General features: G+C 61.7%; 17 protein-coding genes and 1 pseudogene. 7 read left to right on the top strand and 11 right to left on the bottom strand.

The window, feature by feature from the left end:
- The first annotated feature begins 109 nt into the window (after positions 1-109).
- Positions 110-1468 (top strand): aminodeoxychorismate synthase component I, encoded by a 1359-nt coding sequence (gene pabB / locus OEG79_RS09840; protein WP_264148537.1) that lies wholly within the window; start codon positions 110-112, stop codon positions 1466-1468.
- 44 nt (positions 1469-1512) lie between these two features.
- Here the strand turns inward: pabB and thrH are convergent, their stop codons facing one another.
- Positions 1513-2130, bottom strand: a complete 618-nt coding sequence (gene thrH, locus OEG79_RS09835; RefSeq protein WP_197855819.1) for a bifunctional phosphoserine phosphatase/homoserine phosphotransferase ThrH — start codon at positions 2128-2130, stop codon at positions 1513-1515.
- A 176-nt stretch (positions 2131-2306) separates the two neighbouring features.
- On the opposite strand from thrH, the gene OEG79_RS09830 reads away from it, so the two are divergent.
- Complete coding sequence (locus OEG79_RS09830; RefSeq protein ID WP_264148536.1) at positions 2307-2927, top strand: phosphoadenosine phosphosulfate reductase family protein; 621 nt, start codon at positions 2307-2309, stop codon at positions 2925-2927.
- 62 nt (positions 2928-2989) lie between these two features.
- Here the strand turns inward: OEG79_RS09830 and cysB are convergent, their stop codons facing one another.
- The 5 genes from cysB to OEG79_RS09805 form a co-directional block, all read right to left on the bottom strand.
- Positions 2990-3964: an HTH-type transcriptional regulator CysB gene (gene cysB / locus OEG79_RS09825; protein ID WP_264148535.1), complete on the bottom strand. Its 975-nt coding sequence runs from the start codon at positions 3962-3964 to the stop codon at positions 2990-2992.
- A 107-nt stretch (positions 3965-4071) separates the two neighbouring features.
- Positions 4072-4572 (bottom strand): universal stress protein, encoded by a 501-nt coding sequence (locus OEG79_RS09820; RefSeq protein ID WP_264148534.1) that lies wholly within the window; start codon positions 4570-4572, stop codon positions 4072-4074.
- 126 nt (positions 4573-4698) lie between these two features.
- Positions 4699-5604, bottom strand: a complete 906-nt coding sequence (locus tag OEG79_RS09815; RefSeq protein ID WP_264148533.1) for a 5'-nucleotidase — start codon at positions 5602-5604, stop codon at positions 4699-4701.
- Positions 5605-5606: 2 nt separating this feature from the next.
- A complete protein-coding gene (locus OEG79_RS09810; RefSeq protein ID WP_264148532.1) occupies positions 5607-6563 on the bottom strand; it encodes a putative 2-dehydropantoate 2-reductase in 957 nt (318 codons plus the stop codon).
- Positions 6563-6949, bottom strand: a complete 387-nt coding sequence (locus OEG79_RS09805) for a thioredoxin (protein WP_264148531.1) — start codon at positions 6947-6949, stop codon at positions 6563-6565. Before OEG79_RS09805 ends, OEG79_RS09810 begins: the two co-directional genes overlap by 1 nt.
- Here OEG79_RS09805 and OEG79_RS09800 point away from each other — a divergent pair.
- Both OEG79_RS09800 and OEG79_RS09795 read left to right on the top strand, forming a co-directional pair.
- A complete protein-coding gene (locus tag OEG79_RS09800; protein WP_264148530.1) occupies positions 6948-7361 on the top strand; it encodes a PilZ domain-containing protein in 414 nt (137 codons plus the stop codon). The two genes, OEG79_RS09805 and OEG79_RS09800, sit on opposite strands and share 2 nt — an antisense overlap.
- 203 nt (positions 7362-7564) lie before the next feature.
- Positions 7565-8641 carry a 3-deoxy-7-phosphoheptulonate synthase gene (locus OEG79_RS09795; RefSeq protein WP_264148529.1) on the top strand — a complete coding sequence of 359 codons (1077 nt, stop codon included), beginning with the start codon at positions 7565-7567 and terminating at the stop codon, positions 8639-8641.
- A gap of 57 nt (positions 8642-8698) precedes the next feature.
- On the opposite strand, the gene OEG79_RS09790 is transcribed toward OEG79_RS09795, so the two are convergent.
- Complete coding sequence (locus tag OEG79_RS09790; protein ID WP_264148528.1) at positions 8699-8971, bottom strand: GNAT family N-acetyltransferase; 273 nt, start codon at positions 8969-8971, stop codon at positions 8699-8701.
- A 142-nt stretch (positions 8972-9113) separates the two neighbouring features.
- A pseudogene (locus tag OEG79_RS21195) lies at positions 9114-10470 on the bottom strand (GntP family permease).
- A gap of 270 nt (positions 10471-10740) precedes the next feature.
- Here OEG79_RS21195 and oprI point away from each other — a divergent pair.
- Positions 10741-10992 carry an outer membrane lipoprotei OprI gene (gene oprI / locus OEG79_RS09775; RefSeq protein WP_106740573.1) on the top strand — a complete coding sequence of 84 codons (252 nt, stop codon included), beginning with the start codon at positions 10741-10743 and terminating at the stop codon, positions 10990-10992.
- A gap of 141 nt (positions 10993-11133) precedes the next feature.
- On the opposite strand, the gene OEG79_RS09770 is transcribed toward oprI, so the two are convergent.
- The 3 genes from OEG79_RS09770 to OEG79_RS09760 form a co-directional block, all read right to left on the bottom strand.
- Entirely contained in the window at positions 11134-12090 is a 957-nt protein-coding gene (locus tag OEG79_RS09770) for a L,D-transpeptidase family protein (RefSeq protein WP_264148525.1), read from the bottom strand.
- Between the two features lie 70 nt (positions 12091-12160).
- Entirely contained in the window at positions 12161-12442 is a 282-nt protein-coding gene (locus tag OEG79_RS09765) for a hypothetical protein (RefSeq protein WP_264148524.1), read from the bottom strand.
- Between the two features lie 90 nt (positions 12443-12532).
- Positions 12533-13138, bottom strand: coding sequence for an arylesterase (locus tag OEG79_RS09760; protein WP_264148523.1), 606 nt, complete (start codon positions 13136-13138; stop codon positions 12533-12535).
- A gap of 11 nt (positions 13139-13149) precedes the next feature.
- Between OEG79_RS09760 and OEG79_RS09755 the strand changes: the two genes are divergently transcribed.
- Both OEG79_RS09755 and OEG79_RS09750 read left to right on the top strand, forming a co-directional pair.
- Positions 13150-13833 (top strand): ABC transporter ATP-binding protein, encoded by a 684-nt coding sequence (locus tag OEG79_RS09755; protein ID WP_264148522.1) that lies wholly within the window; start codon positions 13150-13152, stop codon positions 13831-13833.
- Positions 13833-16337: an ABC transporter permease gene (locus OEG79_RS09750; RefSeq protein WP_264148521.1), complete on the top strand. Its 2505-nt coding sequence runs from the start codon at positions 13833-13835 to the stop codon at positions 16335-16337. The genes OEG79_RS09755 and OEG79_RS09750 overlap by 1 nt, the downstream gene beginning before the upstream one ends.
- Positions 16338-16374 lie beyond the last annotated feature (37 nt).

The following is a 16374-nucleotide window of genomic DNA, read 5'->3' as shown; positions in this document are numbered from 1 at the left end:
GCGCAGCCATCCGGGTCAGCCGAACGCAGCCGAGTTGACCCGGCCGAGCTCTAGGATGAATGTTGACGCCGGACTACAATCGCCCTTTCCTCTCTTCTGACTGCCACGCATGCCCAGTTGCTCCCTGCACCCTCTTCCTTACCGGCCAGACCCCAGTGATTACTTCCGGCGCATTCGCCAGGCACCAGGCGCAGTGCTGCTGGATGCCGGGCGCCCGCATGCCGAGCGTGGACGCTATGACCTTATGAGCGCCTGGCCATTGGCAGAACTGGCGCCAGCGCCCGACGAATCGGCCAACGGATTTCTGCAACGCCTGCGAAACGCGCTCCAGAGCCTTGGTCAAGCCGAAGCGCCAGAGGTTCAGGAGTTGCCATTCGTCGGAGGCCTGATCGGTTATCTGTCCTACGATTTCGGTCGCCGCCTGGAAGCACTGCCCGAGCGGAGCGTCGATGATCTTGGGCTCGACGATGCACGCTTCGGTCTCTATGCTTGGGCACTGATCAGCGATCATCAGCTCGGCAGCAGTGCGCTGCTGTTTCATCCGGCGCTGCCAGAAACCGAGCGGCAGCGCCTGCTGGCGCTATTCGAGGCGCCGGCCAGCGAGCAGGAGCGCCCCTTCCGGCTGACCCAGCCGTTTCATGCGGATATCGACCCGCATCGCTATCGCCAGGCGATCGAACGCATCCAGGGCTATATCCTCGCCGGTGACTGTTATCAGGTGAATTTCGCCCAGCGCTTTCAGGCTCCCTGCGAAGGCGATCCCTGGACGGCTTACCTGGCGCTGCGTCAGGCCTGTCCCACGCCGTTCTCGGGTTTTCAGAGCCTGGGTGGTGACGACGCGATTCTCAGTCTGTCGCCTGAACGCTTTCTCAAGGTCAGCGCAGGCCAGGTGGAAACCCGCCCGATCAAGGGCACCCGGCGCCGCGGCAATGACGCCGAGGATGATCAGACGCAGGCGCAGGAGCTGCTGGCCAGCCGCAAGGATCGCGCGGAGAACCTGATGATCGTCGACCTGCTGCGCAACGATCTCGGCCGGAGCTGCCGAATCGGCTCGGTCAAGGTGCCGGAACTGTTCGCCCTGGAAAGCTACACCAACGTGCATCATCTGGTCAGTTGCGTGACCGCCGAACTGGCGTCCGACAGGGATGCGCTGGACCTGATCGCTGGCAGTTTCCCCGGCGGCTCAATCACCGGCGCGCCGAAGATCCGCGCGATGCAGATCATCGACGAACTGGAGCCGACCCGGCGCGGGCTCTACTGCGGATCCATGCTGTATCTCGACGTGCGCGGCGAGATGGACAGCTCCATCGCCATCCGCAGCCTGCTGGTCAAGGATGGCAAGGTCAGTTGCTGGGGCGGTGGCGGCATCGTCGCCGACTCCAACTGGCAGGCCGAATACCAGGAGTCGATCACCAAGGTGAAAGTGCTGTTGGAGGCTCTGGAGCGTCTGCCGAACAGACAGGCTTAACGAAAACGCCGCGAAACCGCGGCGTTTTTTTTATTTCATCGGCCTTACAGGCTCAGTTTTCGGTTCGATGCCTTGAGGAATTCCTGCTTCAGATCCTCATAAGTGTGCACCGCCGGGAACTGCGGAAACTCGCGGATGACGTTATCCGGCGCATGGAACAGGATGCCGGCGTGGGCCTCGCTGAGCATGGTGGTGTCGTTATACGAATCGCCCGCCGCGATCACACGGTAATACAGGCTCTTGAAGGCAATGACCGACTGACGCTTGGGATCCTTCTGGCGCAGCTGGTAGCTGACTACGCGATCATTCTCGTCGGTAATCAGGCGATGGCACAGCAGGGTCGGGAAACCGAGCTGGCGCATCAGCGGCTGGGAGAACTCGTAGAAGGTGTCCGAGAGAATCACTACCTGGAAGCGCTCACGCAACCAGTCGACGAACTCCACGGCACCCTCGAGCGGTTTGAGCGTGGCGATCACGTCCTGAATGTCCTTCAGCTTCAGACCGTGCTCATCGAGGATGCGCAGGCGCTGCTGCATCAGCACGTCGTAATCGGGAATGTCGCGGGTGGTCGCCTTGAGCGACTCGATGCCGGTTTTTTCCGCAAATGCGATCCAGATTTCCGGGACCAGTACGCCTTCCAGGTCGAGACACGCGATTTCCACAGGCCACTCCTCGCTTGAGACAAAAAAGGAGCCGGCACTCTAGCCGCTGGGCTTTGCTCGCGCAATGCGGCCTTCTTATAACCATGAGTAAGTACAACAATGATCTTAGTTATTTAGCCGCATAATCGGCCTTTGTTACCATCGCGGCCTCACGCACACGATCTGGAGTCCTCACCATGGAACTCGACCTGGACGCGCTCAACGCCGAACTCGGCAACCAGCCTGAAAAACTGGTGCAGTGGGCCATCGGACTGGGCAAACCCGCCATCTGCACCACCAACTTCCGCCCCTTCGAAGCGGTGATCCTGCACATGGTCAGCCAGGTCAAACCGGATATCCCGGTGGTCTGGATGGACAGCGGCTACAACACCGAAGCCACCTACCGTTTCGCCGACGAGGTGACGCGCAAGCTGAACCTTAACCTGATCACCTACCTGCCCAAGCGCTCGCGCGCGCATCGCGAGGCCATCGACGGCCCGGTGCCCGGCCTGGATGATCCGCGCCACGCGGCGTTCACCGAAGAAGTGAAACTCGAGCCCTTCGCCCGAGCCCTGCGCGAAACCGCGCCAAGCGTATGGTTCACCGCCCTGCGCGCCACAGACACGGCCGTGCGTGCGCAGATGGAGCCGATCAGCATCAACCCGGACGGCCTGATCAAGGTCGCCCCGCTGCTGCACTGGACTTCCAAGGATCTTTACCAGTATCTGGTCGCTCACGACCTGCCGAACGAATTCGATTACTACGACCCGACCAAGGGCGAAGACAATCGCGAGTGCGGCCTGCACCTGAGCCATTGATCGACACCGGCTGAAACGAAACATGGCGCCCTTGGGCGCCATGTTTCGTTTCAGCGTATGCATCAATGCATCGGCAGCTCGACATCCGCGAACAGGTCTTCGAGTTCGGACTTGTTGTGGCACTGCACTGCCTTGGCCAACATGTCTCGGGTCAGGTGCGGAGCGAACCGCTCGATGAAGTCGCACATGAAGCCACGCAGGAAGGTGCCGCGGCGGAAACCGATCTTGGTCACGCTGGGCTCGAACAGGTCATCGGCATCGAGCACCACCAGATCCGGGTCCAGCTTGGGATCGACGGCCATCTTGGCCACGATGCCGACCCCCAGGTTCAGGCGCACGTAGGTCTTGATCACGTCGGCATCGGCTGCGGTGAACACCACCTTGGGCGTCAGGCCGCGATGGCTGAAGGCTTCGTCCAGTTTCGAGCGTCCGGTGAAACCGAATACATAGGTGACGATGGGATGCTCGGCCAGGGCCTCGAGGGTCAGCTTCGGCAGCTTGGTCAACGGGTGCCCCTGCGGCACCACCACGCAACGGTTCCAGCGGTAGCAGGGCATCATGATCAGGTCGTTGAACAGTTCCAGACCTTCGGTGGCGATGGCGAAATCGACACTGCCATCGGCAGCCATCTCGGCGATCTGCGTCGGTGTGCCTTGGTGCATGTGCAGCGCGACGTCGGGGTACTGCCTGATGAAGGCGCTGATCACCGGCGGCAAGGCATAACGCGCTTGGGTGTGAGTGGTGGCAATGGACAGCGTGCCCTTCTTCTCGTTGGAGAACTCCTGGGCGATCTGCTTGATGCTTTCGACCTTGCGCAGGATTTCGCCAGCCGTGGTAATGATGCGCTCCCCGGCCGGGGTCACGCGGGTCAGGTGCTTGCCGCTGCGGGCGAAAACTTCCACGCCCAGCTCATCCTCGAGCAAGCGAATCTGCTTGCTGATCCCTGGTTGCGAGGTGTACAGGCTCTGAGCGGTAGCCGATACGTTGAGGTCGTGATGCGCAACTTCCCAGATGTAGCGCAATTGCTGAAGCTTCATAGATTTCCCTCAGAGCAGTAAGACAGGCCAACAGCCTGCCAATGCCTTATATAACCATATTATTGGTTTAATCGAACAGCCTAGAACTTTTTGACATCCTCCTCTTCTTACAGATCTGCGTGCCCCCGGTGTTGCAGCATGGGCACCAGATACACCGGTGCCTCCGACAATTGCACGATCCGCGCGGCCGTACGCCCCAGAGGCACGGTCAGATCGGTGCCATGGCTGTGACTGCCTACGACCAGCAGATCCACCCCAAGTTTCTGCGCCTCCTCGAGAATTACCGCCGGTGGATCCCCCTGTACCACCCGCACTGCACGAATCAGTTTAAGGTCCTGCTGACCGTCTCCCAGCTCATCGCGAAAACCCTCCAGCACGCGCTGCTCGATGCTGGCCATGACGCTGCTCAGACCATTTCGACGCAGCTCCCCAAGGGTGTCCTCGTCCAGATAGGTCTGCAGTACGGATTCGGCAAACAGCCCCATGGGTTCCACCGCATGCACCACATACAGATCGGCGCCGAAGCTGCGACTCAGCGCAAGGGCGTGCTGCAGCACATAGGAGGCATAAAGCCCCAGATCGGTGGCATAAAGTATCGAGCGGATCACGCGGCCTCCTCGACTGCTTGCGTAGGCCCTTGATTGAGCTTAGCAGCGCATCAGACAAAGCAAGGTCGGCAGCGTTATTTAGGACGAATGGCTATATACAGCCACTTGGTCACTGATCCGCATGGCTCAGGGCAACAGTTCGTTGCTCACGCCATGAGGGACGTGACCGGTGGCCACCACCTGGCGCGCTTTTTCGCAGTGTCCGGTCTGGTCGTCGAAGAACACGTCGGCAGCGAAGGCCTCCAGCACCGCTGACTTGTCCAGCCCACCCAGGAAGAAGGATTCATCCAGGCGGATGTTCCATTCGCGCAACGTGCGGATCACCCGCTCATGCGCCGGTGCCGAACGGGCCGTGACAAGCGCCGTACGGATCGGGCACTCATCTTCGGGAAATTCCTGCTGCAGGTTGTGCAATGCGGCCAGAAAGGGCTTGAAAGGCCCACCAGGCAAGGCCTGTCGGGCGGACTCACGCTCGTGATCCTGAAAGGCATTGAGGCCGCCGCTTTGGTAGACGCGCTCGGAGTCGTCGGAAAACAGCACGGCATCGCCATCGAAGGCAATGCGCAACTCGTTGCTGCTGGCCCGCCGGGTACCACCGGAAAGCAGCGTGGCCGCACCGAAACCGGCTTTCAGCGCATTGCGCACATCGTCTGCATGGGTAGACAGGAACAGATGGCAGCCAAAGGCCGCCAGATAGGGATCGGGGCTGCGGCCGCCAACGAACGCCGCACGGGAAATGCCGAGACCATAATGCTGGATCGAATTGAACGCACGCAGACCGGTATCGGCACTGTTGCGCGATACCAGAATGACTTCGACGCGCTGCTCGCTGAGTCGTGTGTTCAAACCCAGCAACTTCTCCACCAGAGGAAAAGCATCACCCGGCATCAGCACTTCGTCCTCATGCTCGATCTGGTAGCGACGATAGGCTTCTACTCCTTCGCTTTCGTAAATCTGGTGGCTTTCGCTCAGATCGAACAGCGCCCGCGAGGAAATCGCCAGGACCAGTTTGTCTTTCAATCCCTTGCCCATGCTTAGGCCTCCCGGCGAGCCTGAATGAAACGTAGCGCCTGATACAGCGCGCGCACCTTGGGCATATCGAAGCTCGCTGAGTCCGCAGCCGCCAGAGGCGCTTCATAAATGGCGTGCAACTCGGCGGGCCGCCTCTGGGCAAAGTCGTGATACATGCTCGGCAGGTAATCGGGCATGCGCTGCGTCGCCGCCAGCAGTTTGTCCGCATAGTTCTCAGGCATGGCATAGCCAAGCGCCTGAGCGGCGCTAACCACTTCGTTCATCATGTCGGCGATCAGCGCACGGCTATCGGCATTGTCCATCAGGCGCCGCGTATCAGCATCAAGCAGCACTGACAGGCCGTTGTAAGGGACGTTCCACACCAGTTTCTGCCAACGGGTCTGCGCCAGGTCGCGCATCGCCGCCGAGTCCAGACCGGTACTGCGCAGCAGGCTCGCGCCCTCCTCGACCAGCGCCAGACGCGCCTCGTCGTCATCCAGCGGTCCTGAGTGATAGGCCAGGTTGATCGCACCCAGCGCCTGATGCTCGATCACCCCCGGCGCACTGCGATGAACGCAGATGTAGCAAAGCCCACCCAGCAGGTGCAGATCATCACTGAGCAGCGGACGCAGCTCATCCTCCACAGCCAGACCGTTCTGTAACAGCACCACCTTGGCGCCGGGCGCGGCTGCCCTGGTGATCAAGGGCGCCAGCTCGGCATTGGCGGTAGTCTTGGCCCCCACCAGCAGCCAGTCGCACTGCGGCATGTCCCCGATATTCTGATAGGCCTGCACCGGCATCAGGTGCAGCGCACCGTGCACGCTGCTGTTCAGTTGCAGGCCACGCTCGACAACGGCGGTGTATTCACTACGCAGCAGGAAGTGCACGTCGTGCCCGGCACGTGCCAGCAGCACGCCGTAGAAGCCGCCGATAGCACCGGTGCCGATGATACCGATACGCGGCGCGGAGGTTTGGGACATCAGGGAAGCTCCTCAGCCGGTCGAAGCACAGCCTCGCCCATGGCGGTTAGCAGATCGGAATGAATAAGACGGGCATGCAATGCGCCAAGGAAAAGTCCGTCCCTGACCAGAAACAGAGCGGGCAGATGGAAGACCTCATAACGCGCCACCAATCCGGCGTTATGCCCGGCGTCGACCCAGCACAGGCGCTCCACCGGCAGGCGCATGCCTGGCAATGTCTGGCGTGCCCAACGACAGCTGGCACAGCCCTCGCTTGTGAACACCAGTAGCGAAACTCCCGGGAGATCGAGCAGAAGGCGATCAGCATCCAGATCGGTCAGTTCCAGTTGCATCGCTATACTGCACTCACTGACATCAGTTTGCCTGCATTCAAGGTCGGTGTTCATGCGTAAGTTTCTGCGTCATCCAAGCGACATGCCGGTGGAACTGGTGCGACGCAGACAAACCTGCATTCCCCGGCAACGGCTGAACAATATCAGCCTCGGCGGGGTCGCTTGCAACTCGTTGCGTGCCTTTCGCCGTGGTACCTCGGTGGAGCTGCGCATTCCGCTGTTCGGCGATCAGGCGCGCTATCCCGGGGTCGTGGCCTGGTGTCGACGCGAGGATAACGGTTATCTGGTGGGCATCGCCTTCATCGATGAAGACACGCTGTTCCGCGCACGCATGGTCGAACAGGTCTGCCAGATCCAGCATTATCGCCAACAACTGGAACAGGAGTCGGGCCAGTCCATCGCCATCGAACAATGCGCTCGGGACTGGATCGCCAAACATGCCGCCGAGTTTCCCTATTTCGCCTGATTGAAGCGTCGCCATCATCCGCAAGGCAATCGGCCACCTCATACTGCCAATCTATGAGGCCTATTGAACTTAACGCCCATTGTCGCGCAGCCCCGTACGCGCTAAGGTTCGGCTCCCCCTGCACCAACTAGCTGTGCACCGCCATAGGGGATCGCTGGCGGCCGGCACCCGTGACCTGACGACCTGACCCGATGAATAGCACGATGGCTGATTTACCAATCGACGACCTCAACGTCGCTTCCAACGAAACCCTGATCACCCCCGATCAGCTCAAACGCGAAATTCCCCTGACCGATAGCGCACTGAAGACCGTCGCCCATGGTCGTCAGGTGGTACGCGACATCCTCGACGGCAAGGATCATCGCTTGTTCGTGGTCGTCGGCCCCTGCTCCATCCACGACATCAAGGCCGCCCACGAATATGCCGAGCGCCTCAAGGTGCTGGCTGCCGAAGTGTCCGACAGCCTGTTCCTGGTCATGCGCGTGTACTTCGAGAAACCGCGTACCACCGTCGGCTGGAAAGGTCTGATCAACGATCCGTATCTGGATGACTCGTTCAAGATCCAGGATGGCCTGCGCATCGGTCGCCAACTGCTGCTCGACCTGGCGGAAATGGGCCTGCCCACCGCCACCGAAGCCCTCGACCCGATCTCCCCGCAATACCTGCAGGATCTGATCAGCTGGTCGGCCATCGGCGCCCGTACCACCGAATCCCAGACCCACCGCGAGATGGCCTCGGGCCTGTCCTCGGCTGTTGGCTTCAAGAACGGTACCGACGGTGGCCTGACCGTCGCGATCAACGCACTGCAGTCGGTCTCCAGCCCGCACCGCTTCCTCGGCATCAACCAGGAAGGCGGCGTATCCATCGTCACCACCAAGGGCAACGCCTACGGTCACGTGGTGCTGCGCGGCGGCAACGGCAAGCCCAACTACGATTCGGTCAGCGTGGCCATTTGTGAGCAGGAACTGGCCAAAGCCGGCATCCGCCCGAACATCATGGTCGACTGCAGCCACGCCAACTCCAACAAGGACCCGGCCCTGCAGCCGCTGGTACTGGAGAACGTCGCCAACCAGATTCTCGAAGGCAACAACTCCATCGTCGGCCTGATGGTCGAGAGCCATCTGGGTTGGGGCAATCAGTCGATTCCGAAGAACCTGTGCGATCTCAAGTACGGCGTATCCATTACCGATGCCTGCATCGACTGGGACACTACCGAGAAGAGCCTGCGCAGCATGCACGCCAAGCTCAAGGATGTACTGCCCAAGCGCAATCGCGCCTGAGGGGCAGACAGCAAAGAAAACGCCGGGCATTGCCCGGCGTTTTCGTATTTGACCTTCCTACTGCTGTCGCGAACGACGCTCCATGTAGCGTTCGACATAGGAGCAGGAGGGAATCACAGTATAACCCTTGTCTTCGGCATACTGCAGGGCATGCTCGGTCAGCGCTGCGGCGATGCCGCGACCACGCAGTGAGTTGGGTACGAAGGTGCGATAGATGTCCAGCGTCTGCTTGCCCAGATCCATATAGGCCAGATAGGCACGATCACCATCGACGGTCGTCACGAACTGGTGACTCGTCTGGTCATGCTGGATGGACAACCCCTCGCTCATCTTCTCTCCTCTAGCCGCAACCGTTAGCGGCGCATCTACTTTTACTTCATACCGTTGCTTTGGCAAAAGCGCAAACCCGGATCCTGCTTCTGCATCGCGATCCGCCAAGCTTATCAGGCACAGAACCGTCCAGCACGAGCAATCAGACGCTGAGAAGTGCGATGCTGAGCAGCGCCGCGATCACCGGGATCAGTACGGTGATGACGAAGATGTCCTTGTACGCCTGCTTATGTGTCAGCCCCATGATCATCAGCATGGCGATCACCGCGCCGCAGTGCGGCAGCGAATCCAGGCCGCCGGCGGTGATGTTGGCGATACGGTGCAGCACCTCCGGCTCCACCCCCATTTCCAGATAGCGCGGCGCCAGGGTCTGCATGAATATCTGCAAGCCACCGGAGGACGAGCCGACAATCCCCGACACCACACTGACCGAGGCGAAGACCGACAGCAGTGGTGGCAGGTCGACGGCGAGTATCCACTGGGCGAACTGGGCAAAACCTGCAGTCTGGGTAACGACCCCGCCAAAGCCGATTACCGCCGCCGTATTCAGCAGCGGCATGATCGAATCGTCCGCCCCCTGCCCCAGCAACCCCAGGGTATTGCGACGCAAGCTCGGAAACATCAGCACAGCGACGCTGGTGGCGATCACCAGAGCCAGGCTAGGCCAGAGAATCGGCTGCGCCTGACTGAACGCCAGCAGCCCGCCCAATGCCCCCTCCCCCGGTACGACCGCTGCGGACAACGCAAGCAGGCGTGGCAGGAGAATGATTCCCAGCACCACGACGATCGGCACCAGCGCCAGGCCCCAATATGGCCCGCAGCCCGGTGCACCGGCCAACTGCTGCATGCGTTCGTCCTGCGCATTGGGCTCGAAGCCTTCGCCCCGCTCACGCGCCAGGCGCCACCATGCCAAGGACGATCATCACCAGGGAAGCGAAGATCCCGATCCAGGCACCGGCGAACAGGTCTGTGCCCAATGCACTGGCAGCAATCACGTTGTGAATCGATGGAGAACCGGGCAACGCCGTCATGGTGAAGGTACCGGCGCCGAGCGCTGTGGCGGCACAGAACAGTCGTTTGGGCAGATTGGCCTCGCGCATCAGCGTGATGCCCAGCGGGTACATGGTGAAGATAACCACGAACACCACGACTCCGCCGTAGGTCAGCACCGCACAAACCAGCATCGCCACCCACAGCGTGCGTTGAGTTCCCAGCCCGCGGGTAATGGCCTGGGCGATACTGCCGGCCGCCTGACTCGCCGCCATCACCTTGCCGAAGATCGCACCGCAGAGAAACAGCACGAAGAACTTGCCGGCAAAGGTGAAGGCGCCCAGTGGGCCGAATGGAAAATGTTCAAGTAGTGCACGAGGTACGACGACACCATTGCTCAGCGCCACCAGAATCGAACATAGCAATGCTGCGATGAAAATGTTCACTCCACGCAACGCCATGAAGATAAGTAGCGCCAGCCCCAGCAAGAGCCCCAGATTCCCAAGCATCCAGCTTCTCCTTATTGCTCTTAGTTCCAAGTCGGGACAGTTATAACAGTTCGTACAATCGGAGCACTGTATGGATTGCGTAACTGGCTGTTTTTTAGCCAGCCCCCGTAGCCCGTACCCTGCAGCGGCGTATCCGGAGAAAAAAAAAAACTGCAACTCTTGCCTTGGCTCCGTTTACTTACTAAAAGTAATAGGTAGTATGTACGCCGGCTAATTTCCCGCTGTTGGGGAATTGCTTTATATGGAAAACTCCACCTCAAGGGGAACACGATGAACAACGTTCTGAAATTCTCTGCTCTGGCTCTGGCCGCTGTTCTGGCTACTGGTTGCAGCAGCATCTCCAAAGAAACCGAAGCTCGTCTGACTGCTACTGAAGACGCAGCTGCTCGCGCTCAAGCCCGTGCTGACGAAGCCTACCGCAAGGCTGATGAAGCTCTGGCTGCCGCTCAGAAAGCTCAGCAGACCGCTGACGAAGCTAACGAGCGTGCTCTGCGCATGCTGGAAAAAGCCAGCCGCAAGTAATTTGCGACTCGTTTTTCCCAAAGCCGCCCAGGCAACTGGCGCGGCTTTTTTATTGCCTGCAGCCAAGCTTGAAACCCTGGCAATCAGACAATAAAAAGCCCGCCGGCATGAAAGCGGGCGGGCTTTTGGGTCCCAGGCAGATCAGAACGGATTGTCGCTGCTGGCTACCACGCTCTCGGTTTGCGAGGCGATAGGAACCGGAATGCCGTCCTCGGCAGCGACCACTTCGCGGACCATTTCCCAATCAAGGCGCAGACCACTGAGCTCATCGCGCTTGAGCAGCGCGTTGATCACCGCCGTGTGCTTGTCGACAACGGATGGATCGCCTTCATCATCCAGCGGCGCATGGGCTTCCAGATAGACCTTGCCGCCACTCACGCCGAACTTGTAGGGCTCATTCAGAATACGCACCGGAGTACCGACCGGCACCATACCCGCCAGCTGCAGAACATTGTGATTGAGCATGCGGAAGCAGCCATGGCTGACGCGCATACCGATACCGAACTTCTTGTTCGAACCATGAATCAGGTAGCCGGGGAACGACAGCGTGAGCTTGTACGGACCGAGCGGGTTGTCGGGGCCAGGTGGTACGACAGTGGGCAGGATATCCCCCTCGGCGGCGTGCTCTTCACGTATCGACTTGGGTGGATACCAGGCCGGGTTCGGCGTCTTCACCGTCACCCGGCCAACGCCCAGTGGCGAGCCCCAGCCTTCTCGACCGATACCCAACGGGAATGTATGCACCACGTTCTGCCCTTTCGGGAAGTAGTACAGACGATACTCGGCCAGGTTGATCACGATGCCCTCGCGCGGGCCAGGCGGCAGCACGTAACGCGTCGGCAGGATGACTTCGCTGCCCTCGCCAGGCAACCAGGGGTCGACGCCCGGGTTGGCTGCGACCATTTCCAGATAGCCGAGATCGTTTGCCGTTCCCAGATCGGCGAAGGTGTCCTCGTACTTGGCCTTGATCACCTGTACCTGGCCGACCACATCCTCACCTGGCGGCGGCAGTGGAAGTTCGAGAGCCTGTACCGCGGCACTGGAGCACAGTGCGACCAGCGTCAGGCAACGGTTGACCGCAGAAAAGCGCGACAACATCCGGGAGTCCCTTGGAGAGTTGAATGATATTGCGGCGATTGTACACCGCTGTTTGAAAGCCTGGCAGGCGTCAGCCATCCGCCCAGTTCGAGCACAAGCCCTGTCGCTGCGCCTCGAAAGTCGCCAGACACGCAGGGCACAGCCGACGATCACGCAGCCATACCTTTTCCAGCGCGCGCCAACGCGGCTGTGCCGGTAGCAAACCACCGCATAGCGTGCGGTCAGCATGACCTCCCAGACGCAACTGTCGGGCCACGAGGTGCACACGCGCCTCGCGACAGGCGAACAGATCCAGCTGCTCATCCGGCTCGATCAGTTGATAGGCGTATAGGGACCAGGCGGGACGCGGCATCTGGGGCTCCGTGACAGGTCGGCCACATTAGCCGAAAGACTTGAGGCGGAAAAGCCTCTGCCCGTTCAGTTTTCCCGCGCAAAGCGGTCGTTACAACAAGGGTTGGAGAGTCGGCCAGACATTGTCCAGCAGTATGGCCTGCGCGGCCTCGGCCGGATGAATGCCATCGGCCTGCATCATCCCCGGTACACCGCCAACGCCTTCCAGAAAGAACGGCACCAGCGGAACCTGCTTCTGCTCGGCCAGATCAGCGAACACCTGCGCAAAGGCCGTGGTGTAGCGCGCGCCATAGTTGGGCGGCAAACGCATGCCCAAGAGCAGTACCCTGGCACCTGCAGACTGCGATGCGTCGATCATCGAAGCAAGATTCTGCTGCAATTGCGCAGGGGGCTGGCCACGCAGGCCATCATTGCCGCCGAGTTCGATGATGACCAGCTCCGGTTTGTGTGCGGCAAGCAGCGCGGAGAGCCGTGCGGCGCCGCCTGCGCTGGTATCGCCGCTGATCGAGGCGTTGACCACCGAGTGCTCGAAGCCCTCATCCCGGAGGCGCTTTTCCAGCAAGGCGACCCATCCCACACGGCTATCCAGGCCAAAAGCGGCGCTGATACTATCGCCGACCACAAGCAGGGTGCCTGCAACCGCTCCCTGAGCCCAGAACATCAGGGCCAAGGCACCACTGAGCCACCATGCACGCATTTGGAATCTCCATGACTTCGAGCATTCTCGCTGCGCGGAACCTTAGCAAAGTGGTCAGCAGCGCGGAAGGCGAGCTGACCATCCTTCACGACCTCGATCTGGAACTGAGCAAGGGCGACAGCCTGGCCATCGTCGGCAGCTCCGGCTCCGGCAAATCCACCCTGCTCGGCCTGCTCGCCGGCCTTGACCTGCCCAGCGGCGGTGCCGTGCTGCTGGCCGGCCAAAACCTCAGCGAACTCGATGAAGATCAGCGTGCGCGCTTGCGCGCCGAGCATGTCGGCTTCGTCTTCCAGTCGTTCCAGTTGCTCGACAGTCTCAATGCACTGGAGAACGTGATGCTGCCGCTGGAGCTGGAGGGTCATGCCGACGCCCGCCAGCGCGCCCGCGCGTTGCTCGAACGCGTCGGCCTCGGCCAGCGCCTGACGCACTACCCGCGCCAGCTCTCCGGCGGTGAACAGCAGCGCGTGGCCATCGCGCGCGCCTTCGCCGCCGACCCCGACGTGCTGTTCGCCGACGAACCCACCGGCAATCTCGATAGCCATACCGGTGAACGCATTAGCGACCTGCTCTTTCAGCTCAATCAGGAACGCGGCACAACGCTGGTACTGGTGACCCACGACGAGCGTCTGGCGCATCGTTGCCAGCGCCTGATCCGCCTGGAAGGCGGGCACCTGATCGACAGCGTGGAGCCCTGATGAAACGCGTGCCCTTCGCTCGCCTGTTTTCGCTCGCCGCCCGCCAACTGTTGCGTGATGCCCGCGCCGGCGAGTTGCGGGTGCTGTTCTTCGCCTTGCTGGTCGCCGTGGCGGCCAGCAGCGCCATCGGCTACTTCAGTGCTCGCCTCAATGACGCCATGCTGCTGCGCGCCAGCGAATTTCTCGCCGCCGACCTGCGCCTGAGTGGCAGCTCGCCGGCCAGCCGGGAGCAGATCGATGCCGGGCTCGGGCTGGGCCTTGATCACGCCCGGGCGGTGGAGTTCTCCAGCGTGATTGCCGCAGCGGACGGTATCCAGCTGGCCAGCGTCAAGGCAGTCGACAGCCTTTATCCGCTGCGCGGCGAACTGAGGAGCGCGGCTGAACCCTACGCATCAGAAGAAGTGGGCGCCGGCCCGCGTCCCGGCGAAGTCTGGGCAGAGGCGCGCCTGATGGTCGCGCTGAACCTGAAGATCGGCGACGAGCTGGAGATCGGCGCCAGGACGCTGCGTTTGAGCCGCGTGCTGACCTATGACCCGGACACCGCTGGCGATTTCTACAGCCTGACGCCCAGGGTGCTGATGCACCTGGACGACCTCGCTGCAACCGAGGTCGTGCAGCCTGGCAGCCGTGTGCACTTTCGCGAACTCTGGCGCGGTGATACCGACGCGCTGGCGGCCTACCGTCAGGCCGTCGAAGCCGCTCTGGAGCCCAACCAGCGCCTGGAGGATGCCCGCGACGGCAATCGCCAGGTCGGTGGTGCACTCGGCCGGGCCGAACGTTATCTGAACCTGGCCAGCCTGGCGGCAGTGCTGCTCGCCGGCGTCGCGGTGGCGTTGTCGGCGGCACGCTTCGCCGCACGTCGTTTCGACGCCAGCGCGCTGCTGCGTTGCCTCGGGCTATCACGACGCGAGGCACTGACACTGTTCGGCCTGCAACTGGCGATGCTCGGGCTGATCGCCAGCGTGCTCGGAGCACTTCTCGGCTGGTCCGGCCAGCACGTGCTGTTCCATCTGCTACGCGGTCTGATCCCCGATGATCTGCCGCCTGCCGACCTGTGGCCAGCTGTCGCCGGGATGGCTACCGGTCTGGTGGCACTGGCCGGCTTCGCTCTGCCGCCGCTGGCAGCTCTCGGCCGCGTGCCACCGCTGCGCGTGCTGCGTCGTGACATGCTGCCAGTGCCAGCCAGTTCCTGGCTGGTGTATGGGGCGGCGCTGATCGCGCTGGGGCTGATCATGTGGCGCCTGAGCCTGGATCTGAAACTGACGCTGGCGCTGCTCGGTGGCGGCCTGCTCGCCACGCTGCTACTCGGCGGTCTGCTTCTGCTCGCTCTGCAAAGCCTGCGCCGATTGCTGCAACGCGCTGCCCTGCCCTGGCGCCTGGGTCTTGGGCAACTGCTGCGCCACCCGCTGGCCGCCGCCGGCCAGTCGCTGGCCTTCGGCCTGATCCTGCTGGCCATGGCGCTGATCGCCCTGCTGCGCGGCGAACTGCTGGACAACTGGCAGGACCAGTTGCCGGAAGATGCGCCCAATCACTTCGCGCTCAATGTACTGCCGGCCGAACGTGATGCCTTCGCCGCGCGCCTGGCCGAACTGTCGCCGCATCCAGCGCCGCTGTATCCGGTGGTACCGGGCCGGCTGATCATGATCAACGATGAGCCGGTGCGCCAACTGGTGAGCAAGGAAAGCCGCGGTGAGCGCGCCATCCAGCGCGATCTGAGCCTGACCTGGGCCGAACAGCTGCCATCGGACAACCTGATCACCGCAGGTAGCTGGTGGGACGCCACACACCCCAGTGAGCTGCCGGGCGTTTCCGTCGAAGCCAAGCTAGCCGAAAGCCTGCAACTCAAGCTGGGCGATCGCCTGCGTTTCAACGTTGGCGGCATCGAACGTGAAGCGCAGGTCACCAGCCTGCGCCAGGTGGACTGGGACACTTTCCAGCCCAATTTCTACATGATCTTCGAACCACAGACCCTGCAGGACCTGCCCGCCACCTATCTGACCAGCTTCTACCTGCCGCCCGGCCAGGATGCGGAACTCATCAAGCTCAGCCGCGCCTTCCCCAGCGTGACGCTTCTGCAGGTCGACGCGCTGCTGGCGCAGCTGCGCAGCATCCTCGCCCAGGTCACTCTGGCCATTGAATACGTGCTGCTGTTCGTACTCGCCGCCGGCATTACGGTCCTCCTCGCAGGGCTGCAGGCAACACTGGACGAACGCATTCGCCAGGGCGCGCTGCTGCGCGCATTGGGCGCCGAGCGCAGGTTGCTCATCAGCGCTCGGCGCGCCGAGTTCGGCCTGCTCGGTGCTGCCGCTGGCCTGCTCGCTGCTCTGGGCTGCGAGCTGGTAAGTTTCCTGCTCTATCGCTATGCCTTCGACATGAGCTGGCAACCTCACCCCTGGTTGCTTCTGCTGCCTGTGATAGGCGCTCTGCTGATCGGCCTGGCCGGTGTTCTCGGCACCCGACGTGCGCTGAGTGCCAGCCCTCTGAGCGTGCTGCGCGAAGGCTGAGAACCAAGAAAGGGGTTTGCTAGACTTGGCGCCCCTC

It is taken from the genome of Pseudomonas sp. Z8(2022), from assembly GCF_025837155.1.
Lineage (GTDB): Bacteria > Pseudomonadota > Gammaproteobacteria > Pseudomonadales > Pseudomonadaceae > Aquipseudomonas.
This window is presented reverse-complemented; position numbering and strand designations above follow the sequence as displayed.